The sequence below is a fragment of the Ruegeria sp. CG1 genome, assembly GCF_056537265.1.
In genome coordinates, this window is the sequence record NZ_JBQFRF010000005.1 from 384,669 (window position 1) to 398,528 (window position 13,860).

Consider the following 13,860-nt stretch of genomic DNA (forward strand, 5'->3'; position numbering starts at 1 on the left):
GGTCAACCTCGCATCGCTTTGCCAAGCGGGTCATAGGGCGACGGCGCAATCACGCGGGCCGGGCGTTCGACACCGACCACATGCACCGACAACTCGGTGCCTGGTTCAGCCTTGTCGCGGTCGACCAAAGCCATGGCCAGCGACTTGCCCGTGTAGTGGCCATAGCCACCCGAAGTCACAAATCCAACGCGCTCTTCCCCGGCCCAAATCGGTTCATACCCGCTGGCATCGGCATCCAGCGCGTCAACCTCAAGCGTCACTTGAACTTGCGCCGGACCGTTGCCATCGCGTTCAGCCAGCGCAGCCTCTTTGCCAACGAAATCCTTGTTCCAGTCGATCCAGCGATCCATTCCGGTCATGCCTGGCGTGTAAAGCTGAGTGAATTCTGCAGACCAGATACCAAAGCTCTTCTCAAGCCGCGTCGACAGCATCGCGTTGAATCCGCATTCGCGGATACCGTCCCCGGCCCCGGCCTCTAGCAGCATCCGGCGCAGTTTGATGTGGTCGCCATAGCGGCAGTTTATCTCATACCCTTTTTCGCCCGTCACAGACATACGCGCCACACGGGCACGCACCAGACCGATATCAAAGTCGCCACAGCCCATGAATTTCAGGCCCGAGATATCCTGTTCGGCCAGTTTCTCGACCACAGCCTGCGATTTCGGCCCAACCACGGCAAAACCGCAATATTCCTCGCCCAGATCGCGGATATTCACGGCGTCCATCATGTGATCATTGAACCAGCGCATATGCCATGCGCGCAGATAATAGCTACCCATGATCCACCAGGTCCCGTCGCCCCAGTTCAGCACGGTCAGATCACCCTTGAGGCGACCGTTTTCACCCAGCATTGGAGCCAGTTTGGCACGCCCCGGTGCAGGCAGTTTCGACGCCATGATCCTGTCCAGCCAAGCCTCGGCATTTGGCCCAGTGACCTCAAAGCGCGAAAAGCCCGAGATATCCAGTAGTCCCACGCCTTCGCGGATGGTTTTGCACTCCTCAGCCACGATGTCGTGCGCATTCGAGCGTTTCAGCGTCGGCGTCTCTTCAAAGCCTTCGGGCGCAAAGTAAAGCGGCACTTCCAGATCCCAACTGACGCCCCATTTGCACCCCGCCTCGGTCATTGCATCATGGGCTGGGGCCATCTTCAGCGGGCGACCTGCGGGCAGTTGCTCGTTCGGGTAAGTCATCACGAAACGACGGGAATAGAACTGACCGGTTGTTTCGCGGATGTAGCGTTTGTTCTGAGCGAAATCGCCATAGCGCGCCACGTCCATAGGCCATGCGTCGGCCTCAGGCTCGCCATGGATCATCCATTCGGCCAGCGTCTTACCAACGCCGCCACCCTGCAGGAATCCGGCCATCACCGCACAAGCTGACCAATAACCGCGCTTGCCTGGGACCGGACCGACCAGCGGGTTGCCATCGGGTGAGAAGGTGAACGCGCCGTTCACCCATGTTTTGATGCCAACATTCTGGATCGACGGGTACCGTTCAAAGCCCAGCGTCAGCTCGTTCTCGATCCGGTCGAGCTGTTCCTGGAACAATTCTTCACCGTAATTCCACGGCGCACCGTCCATAGCCCAGTGCTCGTGATCGACCTCGTAGATGCCCACCAGAACGCCCTTCTGGTCCTGTCGCATATAGGTGAAGCCTTCAAGATCAACCGTCATCGGCATCTCGAAATCCGCCTCGGCCACCTCAGGCACCGTATCGGTGATCAGATAGTGGTGTTTCAGCGGCGAAACCGGCAGCTCCACTCCGGCCATGCGCCCCACCTGTTTGGCCCAGAGGCCAGCAGCGTTGACCACATGTTCACAAGTGATAGTGCCTTTGTCGGTCACAACTTCCCAACCATCCGCAGTCTGTGTCAGGCTTTCGACCTTGGTTTCTTCGTAGTATTCCGCGCCACGTTTCTTGGCCGCAGTTGCATAAGCCTGAACCGTACCGGTTGTATCGATGTAACCTTCGCGATCCGCCCACATTGCGCCCAGCACGCCGTCGGTGGACATGATCGGGCAGCGTTTCTGCGCCTCCTCTGGCGACAACAACTCACAGTCGTCAATGCCGATGGACTGAAAAATGCGGTAGTTGGCCTGCAGCCACTCCCACCGTTCGGGCGTGCCCGCCAGCGTCAGGCCGCCGGTCATGTGCAGGCCGATATTCTGACCCGACTCTTTTTCGATCTCGCTGAGCAGATCAATCGTATAGGCCTGCAGCGACGCCATGTTCGGATCTGCGTTCAGCGCATGGATGCCTCCCGCCGCGTGCCACGAAGACCCCGAGGCCAAACGCCGCCTTTCCAGCATGACCACATCTGACCAGCCAAACTTGGCGAGATGGTACAGAACCGAGGCGCCGACAACGCCGCCACCGATGACTACGACACGATACTGAGATTTCATCCTGCGCTCCCCTGCATGACTCGCAGAGGACGCTAGAGGCACTGTTCACTTCTGTCTAGACATTTCTGTACAGTTCGAGGGACAGCACCCGGATCAGCTTAAAGCCGGGCGCTCGGGCGTGTCTGAACGGCATCAAACCAGGCGCGTGTGGCCGTGTTCTCTTCTGGGATACGCATCTTGATGACACGTGCGAAATCGACAAACACAAATGTGGTGATATCGGCCAGTGAAAACATGTCACCCGCAACGAAACCGCTCACTTGCAGACGGGCCTCAAGCAAATCGAAGAAGGCACGCACCCGCTCAGCCCCCCGCTGCGCTAGTTCAGGGATTTGCGCGTGGTTTGCAGGCCCGGTAATCGCGCGATCTTTGAACGAAGGATGGGTGTTGCGCAATGTTTCCGCGATTGGTGCGCCACATTGTTGTTCGGCGATGGCATTCCACATCAGAATTTCGCCTTTTTCATCCGGCGTTTGCCCCATCAAGGCAGGTTCCGGAAAGCGCGCCTCGAGATAGGCGGCGATGCCAAGATTTTCTGTGAGCGTGGTACCTTCATCCGTAACAAGCACAGGAATCGTTGCACCGGGGTTCACGGTCCGGAAGGCATCACTAAACTGTTCACCCTTGGCGATTGAGATATGGCGGGTTTCAATCTCCAGCCCCTTTTCCGCAATAAACATCCGGGCACGGCGCGGGCTTGGCGCGGTTGAACAATCGTAGAACAGCATTTTTGACGGTCCCCTCCAAAGCTTCACGCCTCAGACGTTAGACCGGCCCGGTACTACAGCGCGAGTCGGATCTCACAGTGACCCTACGGCAGATCAACGCCGATAGATGAAACAGCGCCCGTCGACCGCCCCTTCTGGCAGCGGCACCTCGGTCAGTGTTTCGAAATACATACGATCGCTGGAAACCATCAGTCCGTCCCGCGCCAGAAGCGGTTCGATCAAAGGTGAGACGAGGCGGGCAAAAGCATCATTCTTTTGCCGGTTGTGTCCCCCAAGATCGGCATGGATCAGACTGGCTGACGCGCCAAATCGCGTGACCGAAGCAGGCAATGTTTCGCGCACATCACCGAGAATCACCAGATCATCGGGCGGTGTCGAATCGGGATGAGACGCAACGGCCCGTTCAAAAACATAAACGGGACGGTCCTGAATGTGCTTAATCATGTGGTGATATGTGCGCCCATTTCCCAATCCCAGCTCAAAAACCGGACCAGGCTGCCCCGTGGTCTGCGCGATGGCAAAGTCCAGACAAGCACGTTGCGAGACCATTCGGTCAATGAACAGATCCAATCGGCTTTGTTGCTCGGACACGGGGCACCTCTTTCAAAATCATTCGACACCAGTCAGGGAGCGATTGCGCCTTTGATGGCAAAAACTCAAGACTTTGTGTAGCCATACGGCCCGAGTTTCACGATTCCGCGACAATTCGGGTGAAGAAGGTGTTTGACTACGCCGCCCCAACCGCGCGAAACTGCTCAAAAAAGACAGGGAGTTCACAAAGCCGATGTTTTCTAGCGGCCAGACGGGTGGAAAACCCGCATGAGTGCGTTGTTGTCCGTTCGGGATCTCAGCATCGGCTTTGGCACGGGTCCATCCGTTGTCCAAGATGTCAGCTTCGAGGTCGAACCCGGGCAGACACTTGCATTGGTTGGAGAATCCGGTTCGGGCAAAACGATTTCCTGTCGCGCTGCACTGCGTATTCTGCCGCGTACCGCCCAGATCCGTAGCGGAACGATCACGCTGAACGATTCCAAAGGCACCGCTAATCTGATCGAACTGAGTGAAAGACAGATGCGTGGTATTCGCGGCAATCGGGTTTCTATGATTTTTCAGGAACCGATGCGATCTCTGTCACCGCTTCACAAAATCGGAAATCAGGTCAGCGAAGTTCTTTGGTTGCATCGCGGCGCATCCGATGCACAGGCCCGCAAAGAAGTTCTGACCCAGTTTGAGAGGGTTGGTTTCCCCGACCCTGCCCGCGCCTACGACAGCTATCCGTTCGAGCTGTCCGGCGGCATGCGCCAGCGTGCCATGATTGCCATGGCCATGGTGTCCAAGCCCGAATTGCTCATCGCGGACGAGCCGACAACAGCGCTGGATGTTACCACCCAAGCGCAGGTTCTTGGGCTGATCAAAGAGCTGCAGCGCGAGACCGGTATGGCGCTGATCCTTGTCACCCATGACCTGGGTGTAGTTGCTAACATGGCCGAGCGGGTGGTCGTCATGCACAAAGGCCGCGTGATGGAAGCTGGCCCGGCAGCACCAATTCTGAACGATCCGGCGCACCCCTATACGCAGCAGCTGTTCGACGCTGCACCTGAGATACCCGATCAGGATGCCGTCGGCATACCGATGCCCGACGAGGACCTAATTCTGCAGATGACCGGGGTCTCAAAGACCTACACGATGCGATCGAGCAAAGGTTGGAAAGCCGACAAACTGATCCATGCCTGCCGGGGCGTAGATATGAAGCTGGCGCGCGGCAAGACGCTTGCAATCGTTGGCGAAAGCGGGTCTGGCAAAACAACCGCCGCCAGAATCGCTCTGGGCGCTGAACTGCCCGACCCGGGCGGCGAAGTTCTGTTCAGAACAACAAGGGATTCCGAACCGATAACGGTTCACAGTATGACACGGACCGAACGCACCGCGTTTCAGCGCAAGGCGCAAATGGTGTTTCAGGATCCCTATAGCTCTCTTAGCCCCCGTATGCGCATTCAGGATGCCATGACCGAGCCGTTGGAGATACACCGCCTCGGCACCGTGGCAGAGCAGCGCGACAAAGCGGCCGCGATGTTGCAGCGGGTCGGGCTGAATGCCGATATGCTCAAACGCTATCCGCATGCGTTTTCTGGTGGACAACGACAGCGCCTATCTATCGCCCGCGCGATGATGCTGGACCCGGCGCTGATTGTTTGTGACGAGCCAACCTCGGCGCTGGATGTATCCGTTCAAGAGCAAATTTTGACCCTGCTCGAAGAACTGCAGGACAGTCTGAACCTGTCTTACCTGTTCATCTCACATGATCTGGCCGTCGTCGCGCGCATTGCCGACGAGGTCGCCGTCATGCGCCGGGGTCTTGTGGTGGAACAAGCCCCACCCGAAACTCTGTTCTACAATCCACGTCATCCCTATACCAAGGCACTGATTGCCGCCCAGCCGGAACCAGATATCAATCGCCCGATTGATCTGAAACTGGTTGCGTTAGGTGCCGGTTCTCCCGACAGTTGGGATGACGCCTTTCGATTTTCCGACTCCGTGATACCTTCTTTGATAGAGTTGGAGCCCGGCCATAAGGTACGTTGCCATGTTTAAGACCACTCACCGATTGATTCTGGCCGCGTCGCTGGCCATCGCAGGAATGCTGCCCGCTGTGGCAGAAATTCCGTCTAATCTTCAGGAAAACGCGTTCTGGCAAACCGAGGTTGAAAGCGGCGACCTGCCACCGGTTGCTGAACGTATTCCGCAAGATCCGCTGATCGTGGACTTAGCCGCCAAAGGTCGCGAATTCGGCGTACCCGGCGGTACACTGCGCACGATGGTCACCCGGTCCAAAGATATTCGGCAAATGGTGGTCTATGGCTACGCAAGGCTTGTGGGCTTCGATCAGGATTACAACATCGTCCCGGATTTGCTGGCTTCTTTCGAAAACGAAGACAATCGCAAATTTACTTTGAACCTGCGACCCGGCCACAAATGGTCAAACGGATCCGCGTTCACATCCGAAGACTTCCGGTATTGGTGGGAGGATGTGGCCAACAACGAATTGCTCAGCCCCTCAGGCCCACCAGATTTCCTGCGGGTTGAAGGCAAAACACCCACCGTCACCTTCCCCGACGAAACAACGGTTGTATTCGAATGGGATGACCCCAACCCGAATTTCCTGCAATCACTTGCTCAGGCGCGGCCGCCCTTTATCTATCGACCGTCTGAGTTCCTTAAGCAATATCACGAGAAGTTTGCAGACCCCGAAGAACTGGCATTCAAGGTCGAAGATGCGCGGGTAAAAAGCTGGGCGGCGCTGCATAACAAGTTGGACAATCTATATAAGTACGACAATCATGAACTGCCGACGTTGCAGCCATGGCTCAACGCAAGTTCGGGCAAGAAAATCCGGCACAACTTTGTCCGTAACCCTTATTACCATCGGGTGGATTCAAATGGGGTTCAGCTGCCCTATATCGACGTAGTCGAAATGGAAATCGTCGCACCGGGTTTGGTCGCGGCCAAAGCAAATGCGGGTGAAACTGACTTGCAAGGTCGCGGATTGGCATTCCGCGATGCCTCGATCTTGAAAAAGGGCGAGGCTGAAGGTGGATACAAGACGCTTCTGTGGAAAACAGGCGTCGCGTCGCAGATCGCGATTTATCCCAATTTGAATTACACTGACGATGCATGGCGCGAGGTTCTGCGCGATGTACGTGTACGAAGGGCGCTGTCGCTCGCCATTGATCGCAAGACGATCAATCAGGCGCTCTATTTCAAGCTGGCCCAACCCGGCGCGATGTCGGTTCTGCCCGCATCGCCCTTCTACGACGAAGCGAATGCGCAGGCTTGGGCACAGTATGACGTCGACAAGGCGAATGCTCTGCTTGATGAGGCTGGGCTGACCGAGCGTGACAAAGATGGTATCCGACTGTTGCCCGACGGGCGTCCGATGGAGCTGATCATCGAAACCGCCGGTGAGCGGCAAGAGGTTGAAAATGCCCTGCAGATCGTCACGGATACCTGGCGTGAGATCGGAGTCGAACTGGTCATGCGACCATTGGATCGAGACATTCTGCGCAACCGGGTCTTCTCGGGCAATACAATGGCGTCGGTCTGGTTCGGCTGGGATGACGGCATTCCGCAAAGCCACACATCGCCGGCCTATCTCGCCCCGACCGATCAGGTCTTTCTGGCATGGCCTAAATGGGGCCAATACTATCAGACAAATGGAGGGTCGGGCGAACCACCAGACATGCCCGAGGCCGAACTTCTCATGAAGCTTGCCCACGATTGGGAAATCGCCTCCACGGATGAAGAACGCGGCGCAGTCTGGTCTGAGATGCTGAAAATTCACGCCGACCAGCTTTATGCGATCGGCATCCTGAACGGCGCACCGCAGCCTATTGTTGTGTCGAACCGCCTGCGCAATGTGCCTGAGCAGGCCATGTGGGCATGGGAACCCGGCGCACATTTCGGCATTCACCGTCCCGACGAGTTCTTCTTCGCCGACTAATTCAGGAGCAGCTAAATGGTCATGCTGCGCTACGCGGTGTATCGCTTTTTCACGATGCTGCTGACATTGCTGGTGGTGTCGGTTCTGATTTTCGTGATCATCAACCTGCCCCCCGGCGACTATCTCAGCAACCAGATCGCCGAACTGCAGGCTTCAGGACAGTCCGCCGGTGTCGCCAAGGCCGAGTTTCTGCGCAAGGAATACTCATTGGACCGGTCGTTGCCCGAGCAGTACCTGATCTGGATGGGCTTCTGGCCCGGACCGCATGGGTTCGAGGGCCTGTTACAGGGCAATTATGGCTGGTCCTTCGAATTTGACCGCCCCGTGCGCGAGATCGTGGGCGATACGCTCTGGTTGACGGTTGTGGTCAATCTGGCCGCCATTCTATTCGTCTATGCCGTTGCTCTGCCATTGGGGGTCATCGCTGCGGCCAGATCACGGACGTGGATCGACTATACCTCGGCCTTTGTAGGCTATCTGGGTCTTGCGACCCCGAACTTCCTGTTGGCGCTGATCCTGTTCTACTATGGCCATCGCTATTTCAACCTGCCCATCGGCGGACTGATGGACCCTTCCTTTGAGGGACAACCGATGAGTTGGGACAAGTTGAAATCCATCCTTGTCCACCTGATCGTTCCGACCTTCGTCATCGGAACCTCGGGTGCTTCGGCCATGATGCAGCGCCTGCGCGCCAATATGCTGGATGAACTAGGGAAACCTTATGTCGAAACAGCAATCGCCAAGGGCATGTCCCCATCGCGGATGCTGACGAAATACCCATTGCGCGTGGCCTTCAACCCGTTTGTCGCCGACATTGGAAACCTGCTGCCCTCGATGGTTTCCGGGTCGGTTTTGGTCTCGGTGGTTCTGGGTCTGCAAACAATCGGCCCGACCCTGCTGACTGCCTTGAAAACGCAGGACCAGTTCCTGTCGGCCTTCATTCTTATGTTCGTGGCTCTGCTGACGCTGATCGGCACCATGATTTCCGATATCCTGCTGGTCATGCTTGATCCGCGCATTCGTTACGAGGGGCGCGAAGCATGACCGAAAAACCCGATGGTCGCTATGTCGACGACGCACCATTTGACCCGCAGGCCTCTATTCAGCAGCTTGAGCGCGCAGATCTCGATGCCCCTAATTGGGTGCTGGTCTGGCGCAAGTTCAGGACCCACAAGCTGGGTCTGATTTCTGGCCTCTTCTTGCTGCTCTGCTACTTGATGCTGCCTTTTGCGGGCTTTATTGCCCCCTACGGCCCCAATGACCGGAACGGAGAACACCTGTACGCTCCACCCCAGTCGGTCAACTGGTTTCATGAGGGGAAGTTCATCGGCCCCTACGTTTATCCAATAGTTGCAGAGGCGGACCTTGAAACTTTCCAGTGGAAATTCGTCGCTGACACGGAAGACCCGCGCCCAATCCGGTTCTTCTGCGAAGGGTCAGAATACAAACTCGCAGGCCTGATAAAATCCGATACGCACCTGTTTTGCGCACCCGAAGGGGCCACGCTGTTTCTGTGGGGCTCGGACCGTCTGGGCCGCGATGTATTCAGCCGCATCCTATATGGCGCGCAACTGTCGCTGACAGTGGGCCTGATCGGCATTTCGGTATCCTTCTTCCTCGGCATCCTGTTCGGGTCAATGGCCGGGTATTTCGGAGGGCGCATCGACTGGACCATCAACCGTGTGATCGAAATCCTGCGCTCGCTGCCGGAACTTCCCCTCTGGCTGGCCTTATCCGCCGCGGTGCCATCAAATTGGAGCCCGGTCGCGGTATTCTTCATCATCTCGATCATCCTCGGTATTCTCGATTGGCCAGGCCTTGCCCGATCTGTCCGCGCAAAATTCCTGTCTCTAAGGGAAGAGGAATACGTACGTGCGGCCGAGATGATGGGCGCAAGTTCCGGTCGTGTGATCCGAAAGCACCTGCTACCCAATTTCATGTCGCATCTGATTGCCTCGGCCACGCTATCAATCCCTGCGATGATCTTGGGCGAAACCGCCCTCAGCTTCCTTGGCCTTGGACTGCGGGCCCCGGCGGTCAGTTGGGGCGTGATGCTGAACGATGCGCAGAACCTTGCTTCGATCGAGATCTATCCATGGACCGCAATTCCGATGCTACCGATCATCGTCGTGGTGCTGGCCTTCAACTTCCTTGGCGACGGGCTGCGCGACAGTCTTGACCCCTATCAGCAATGAGCTTGCTGTCCGCCCTCCCCTCAACTGACACCTACAGAGTCAACGGGGCGGGTGCGCGGCCAAGCGCCTTCGCGGTCTCGGAGCTGGCGACGGCCAGTTTTGCGGCAGTTGGGCAGGAGCTGTCGCGCCTTGTGACAGCCTTGAACCTGACGCATACACCTCCGGAGGTGGCCGTAGATCATCGACTGGCCTCCTTGTGGTATGGCTTTTCCTTCAAACCCGAAGGGTGGGATATGCCCAGCCTTTGGGACGCGATTGCTGGCGACTATCAGGCCTCTGATGGGTGGATCAGGCTGCACACCAACCTGCCCAGTCATCGCGCCGCCGCTCTGAACGTTTTGCAAGTCGCGTCGGACCGTGCGCTGGTATCGCGCGCGGTTCGGGATTGGAGCATCTCTGAACTGGAAGCCGCGATTGTCGCCGAGGGCGGCGTCGCTGCCGCAATGCGCAGCCGCTCTGAGTGGCATGACCATCCGCAAGGACGCATATTGGCCCGCGAGCCGTTGATCGGATGGCAGGGGCCACGCAATATTCAGCTACGTGATCGGCCTCAGGCGACTGCCGCGCGACCTCTTGCTGGGCTGCGTGTGCTCGATCTGACCCGCATTCTGGCCGGGCCCGTCTCGACACGAACACTCGCGGGATTCGGCGCCGAGGTCCTGAGGATCGATCCACCCGGCTGGGATGAACCTGGCGTCATTCCTGACATTTCTCTCGGCAAGCACTGCGCCTATCTGAACCTGAAATCACCCGATGGAAAAGCAAAACTGCAAGAGCTGCTGGCCCAAGCGGACATACTTGTCCACGGGTATCGGCCCGGCGCTTTGGACGCACTCGGTCTGGGCAAAAACATGCGGGATCAGCTTGCCCCCAACAGGGTTGAAGTCACGCTCGACGCCTATGGCTGGCAAGGACCATGGGCAGCGCGCCGCGGTTTTGACAGCCTTGTACAGATGAGTTCCGGAATCGCACATGCAGGGATGGGTTGGGCGGGGGCCGACAAGCCAACTCCGTTGCCCGTTCAGGCACTGGATCACGCAACTGGTTACTTGATGGCAGCCGCCCTGCTCTCGGCGCTCGCCGAAGCCGCATCTGGACACGCTGTTATGGATGCCAGGCTCTCGCTGGCGCGCACCGCCGAATTGCTGGCCACCCTCGCCAAGAGCGAGCCCGGTGACGAAATTACCGAGGCGCTGCCTGTCGATTATGCGGATGCGCTTGAACCTTCCGGGTGGGGGCCCGGCTATCGATTGAAGCCGGCGCTAACTGTTGGATCCGCAAAGATGCACTGGGCTTTGCCTGCGTCCAAACTGGGAACTTCGCAGCCCACTTGGACGTCACTTACCGCTTAAAGCTGCCCCCGCGCGGGACGCGCGGCCCGGCCCAACGCTTTGGTTGACGTCTCGCCAGAGACGCAAACCAAAGGGGCGGGAGCCCTCCTAGCGATCATCACCACCGCCGGGGCCGATATCGTCCAGATAGTCTTCGTCAATCGCGGCCTGAACGGCCCCTGTGACAGCCTCGCGTTGTTTGGGGGTCAGGTCCTCGGCCTCTTTGTCATCCGCCAGTCGCACGGTGACTTCCCGATGCGCAAACCGGATGCCTTCACGGGCAAACAGCTCACGAATATCCTGATAGACTTTCTTGCGCACCAGCCACTGATCGCCCGGCTTGGTCATAAACTTGACCCGGATAATCATCGCAGAATCCTGCATTTCGATCACACCCTGCGATTTCAGCGGCTGGATGAAGTTATCACCAATCACCGGATCGCTCAGCAGCTCTTGACCCAGCTTCTTGATCAGCTTCCGCACCTTTTCGACATCGGTGTCATAGGTCACCCGCAACGGCAGCTTCATGATTACCCAGTCGCGGGAATAGTTTGTCAGAACCTTGATCTCTCCAAATGGGATCGTGTTGAGCGCACCAAGGTGGTGGCGCAGTTGGAAGGACCGGACCGATATCTTTTCGACCGTCCCCTTTACATCACCGATGTCTATGTATTCTCCCTTGCGGAAAGCATCATCCATCAGGAAGAACGCACCCGAGAAGATGTCGCGGACCAAGGTTTGCGACCCGAAACCAACGGCCAGACCCACAACACCTGCACCGGCAAACAGCGGGCTGACATTGATCCCCAGTTCCATCAATACAATCAGCGCGATGGTCACAACGACCACAGCCAGAATGGCCCCGCGGAACAGAGGCAACAAAGTTGCAAGACGGCTCTGCCCGCCTTCGCCTCCTTCGTCGCCCAGCTCGGCTTCAGCACCGCCGTCATCCGTCTCTTCCGCGATCTTGCTATCGATCCAGACGCGGAAGAAGTGAAACAGAATGTAACCCATAAACAGGATCACCATCACATCCAGCGCCCGCTCGATAGGCAAGTCATCCGACCAATTGGCCTGCGGGTTCCAGATCACTACCAGCGCATAGAGACCCACCACAAAGGCCAGAATGCCTGCCACACGACGGGCAAGGTCTTCGTACGTCAGAATGGCGTGTTTGCGCTTTTCGGCTTGCGGCGTATCAACCACCAGCTCATCCTCGATCTGCTCAGCCGCTTCTGCGTCGGCATTCATCACCTCAATTCTGCGATTGCGATCAAAATACCTTTCAAGCAGATAGTTCATCGCGCCGTAGGCCACGACGACGGACATAAAGATGGCATAGCTGCTGGCCACGATCGGGATCGAATCCTGAACCTCGAGCACCAGATCAACGGCCAGTTTGAACCAGCTGAACACCATATAAAGCACCAGAACCGGTGCCCAGGCGAAAGAGATGAACTTCAGTATCCAAGACACCTGATCCGGAGCACGCCCGCCACGAATGGCGTTCGAAATCGCGCGTGCATTGAACAGGATCATCAGTATGTTGCCCAGCGCCCCGATCAGCGTCAGGCTACCATAGACCATGGCATAGACGTTATAGTTCAGCCCAAAATCCGCGACCCATGTCGAGAACAGAACAACCGAGATGTCATAGGTCGCCAGTGCTGACGCCCAAACATACAGGCGCTTGGCGTCCCGGTCTGAAAAAGGCGGCAAGCGATACTGGCTGAGGTAAGGCGACAGAACCATCCGCCACAAGTCCGAGACGGTGCGCGAGAGGAAGAATGCGGTAAAGATTGCCGTAACGGTAAACTGGATTGATATGTCTTCCGCTTCACCAAAGAACAGATAGCCAACGATCAGCGCCATGAGCATGGCAAAGATCGTTCCACCAATGCCCATCACGAAACGATACACAAGGAAAGGCATCTTCTCACGATAGCCAACCGGGTTTTCCTTGATGCGCGCAACCACCAAACGCTTCGCGATGCGCTTGCCGTAGATTTCGATCGACAACCAACGCCCCAGCAAAAGGAACAACACGTTCAGGACCAACACCTCGACATAGGTCTGGATCCGCCCGTCCGGACTGGTCTGTCTGAGGATGTATTGCACCTCAAAGACCGAATAGGGCAGCGCCTCCATCCGCGAGCGCACGGAATCCCGGAACTTTGAGAACCGCTCTTGCGCCTTCATCAGCTGAGAACCCTCAGCCATGTGATCAATGCTATCTGCCTCGGGCGTCGCGTCACCGCTATTGCCTGCTGCCGATACAACCTGCCCGGCGCTGTCGATTACGATTACGCTTGCGCCCGCCTCGGAAGCGGATCGAATGGCCGCCGCCAGATCGCTGTCAGCGGCAGAGCTTGAAGAACTGTCTTCATCGCTTGATCCTATTGGGTATCCCGGAATAAGCGAAGTTTGCGCAACCGCGTCGGTTGCACTGGCCAGCATCGCCGCCCAAATCACCAAAATCAGCCCGGCCAGAACATTCATTTTCATCGTATATCGCATCCAATTCGTAGCTGCGTCCAAGACTATAGAACCTCAGAAGGCTGTTCAAATCATCCGCACACGCGGTGTCAACATCGTGAGAGCCCGTGTTCCTGACGCAATGGATGGGATAAAGTGTTTCCAAGACAACAAAAATTGAATATGACCACCTAAGGCGTCCAGCCTCCGAATTGGCTTGTGCATGAA

9 protein-coding genes are annotated in these 13,860 nt (G+C 57.2%); 5 read left to right on the forward strand and 4 right to left on the reverse strand.

The annotated features are described in order from the left end of the window. Window positions 1-2: 2 nt before the first annotated feature. From ACR0AU_RS16730 to ACR0AU_RS16740, 3 genes are all read right to left on the reverse strand, one after another. Entirely contained in the window at window positions 3-2,405 is a 2,403-nt protein-coding gene (locus ACR0AU_RS16730) for a GcvT family protein (protein WP_170733310.1), read from the reverse strand. Between the two features lie 98 nt (window positions 2,406-2,503). Next, window positions 2,504-3,133, reverse strand: a complete 630-nt coding sequence (locus tag ACR0AU_RS16735; RefSeq protein WP_223117627.1) for a glutathione S-transferase family protein — start codon at window positions 3,131-3,133, stop codon at window positions 2,504-2,506. A 93-nt stretch (window positions 3,134-3,226) separates the two neighbouring features. Then, complete coding sequence (locus tag ACR0AU_RS16740) at window positions 3,227-3,724, reverse strand: class I SAM-dependent methyltransferase (RefSeq protein WP_170647408.1); 498 nt, start codon at window positions 3,722-3,724, stop codon at window positions 3,227-3,229. A gap of 228 nt (window positions 3,725-3,952) precedes the next feature. Between ACR0AU_RS16740 and ACR0AU_RS16745 the strand changes: the two genes are divergently transcribed. The 5 genes from ACR0AU_RS16745 to ACR0AU_RS16765 are packed head-to-tail and all read left to right on the forward strand — an operon-like array spanning window position 3,953 to window position 11,178. Further along, a complete protein-coding gene (locus ACR0AU_RS16745) occupies window positions 3,953-5,725 on the forward strand; it encodes an ABC transporter ATP-binding protein (RefSeq protein ID WP_170404616.1) in 1,773 nt (590 codons plus the stop codon). After that, a complete protein-coding gene (locus tag ACR0AU_RS16750; protein ID WP_480795973.1) occupies window positions 5,718-7,631 on the forward strand; it encodes an ABC transporter substrate-binding protein in 1,914 nt (637 codons plus the stop codon). Before ACR0AU_RS16745 ends, ACR0AU_RS16750 begins: the two co-directional genes overlap by 8 nt. A gap of 15 nt (window positions 7,632-7,646) precedes the next feature. Next, a complete protein-coding gene (locus ACR0AU_RS16755; protein ID WP_170397654.1) occupies window positions 7,647-8,675 on the forward strand; it encodes an ABC transporter permease in 1,029 nt (342 codons plus the stop codon). Next, window positions 8,672-9,826: an ABC transporter permease gene (locus ACR0AU_RS16760; protein ID WP_480795974.1), complete on the forward strand. Its 1,155-nt coding sequence runs from the start codon at window positions 8,672-8,674 to the stop codon at window positions 9,824-9,826. The genes ACR0AU_RS16755 and ACR0AU_RS16760 overlap by 4 nt, the downstream gene beginning before the upstream one ends. Then, on the forward strand, window positions 9,823-11,178 hold the full coding sequence (locus ACR0AU_RS16765) for a CoA transferase (RefSeq protein WP_170733313.1): 1,356 nt from the start codon (window positions 9,823-9,825) through the stop codon (window positions 11,176-11,178). Before ACR0AU_RS16760 ends, ACR0AU_RS16765 begins: the two co-directional genes overlap by 4 nt. Before the next feature lie 87 nt (window positions 11,179-11,265). On the opposite strand, the gene ACR0AU_RS16770 is transcribed toward ACR0AU_RS16765, so the two are convergent. Then, on the reverse strand, window positions 11,266-13,662 hold the full coding sequence (locus ACR0AU_RS16770; protein ID WP_480795975.1) for a mechanosensitive ion channel family protein: 2,397 nt from the start codon (window positions 13,660-13,662) through the stop codon (window positions 11,266-11,268). Window positions 13,663-13,860 lie beyond the last annotated feature (198 nt).

Bases quoted from the DNA above. Each gene is read 5' to 3' on its own strand.
- ACR0AU_RS16730 (WP_170733310.1), bottom strand. From the start codon at position 2,405: ATGAAATCTCAGTATCGTGTCGTAGTCATCGGTGGCGGCGTTGTCGGC.
- ACR0AU_RS16735 (WP_223117627.1), bottom strand. From the start codon at position 3,133: ATGCTGTTCTACGATTGTTCAACCGCGCCAAGCCCGCGCCGTGCCCGG.
- ACR0AU_RS16745 (WP_170404616.1), top strand. From the start codon at position 3,953: ATGAGTGCGTTGTTGTCCGTTCGGGATCTCAGCATCGGCTTTGGCACG.
- ACR0AU_RS16750 (WP_480795973.1), top strand. From the start codon at position 5,718: ATGTTTAAGACCACTCACCGATTGATTCTGGCCGCGTCGCTGGCCATC.
- ACR0AU_RS16755 (WP_170397654.1), top strand. From the start codon at position 7,647: ATGGTCATGCTGCGCTACGCGGTGTATCGCTTTTTCACGATGCTGCTG.
- ACR0AU_RS16760 (WP_480795974.1), top strand. From the start codon at position 8,672: ATGACCGAAAAACCCGATGGTCGCTATGTCGACGACGCACCATTTGAC.
- ACR0AU_RS16765 (WP_170733313.1), top strand. From the start codon at position 9,823: ATGAGCTTGCTGTCCGCCCTCCCCTCAACTGACACCTACAGAGTCAAC.
- ACR0AU_RS16770 (WP_480795975.1), bottom strand. From the start codon at position 13,662: ATGAAAATGAATGTTCTGGCCGGGCTGATTTTGGTGATTTGGGCGGCG.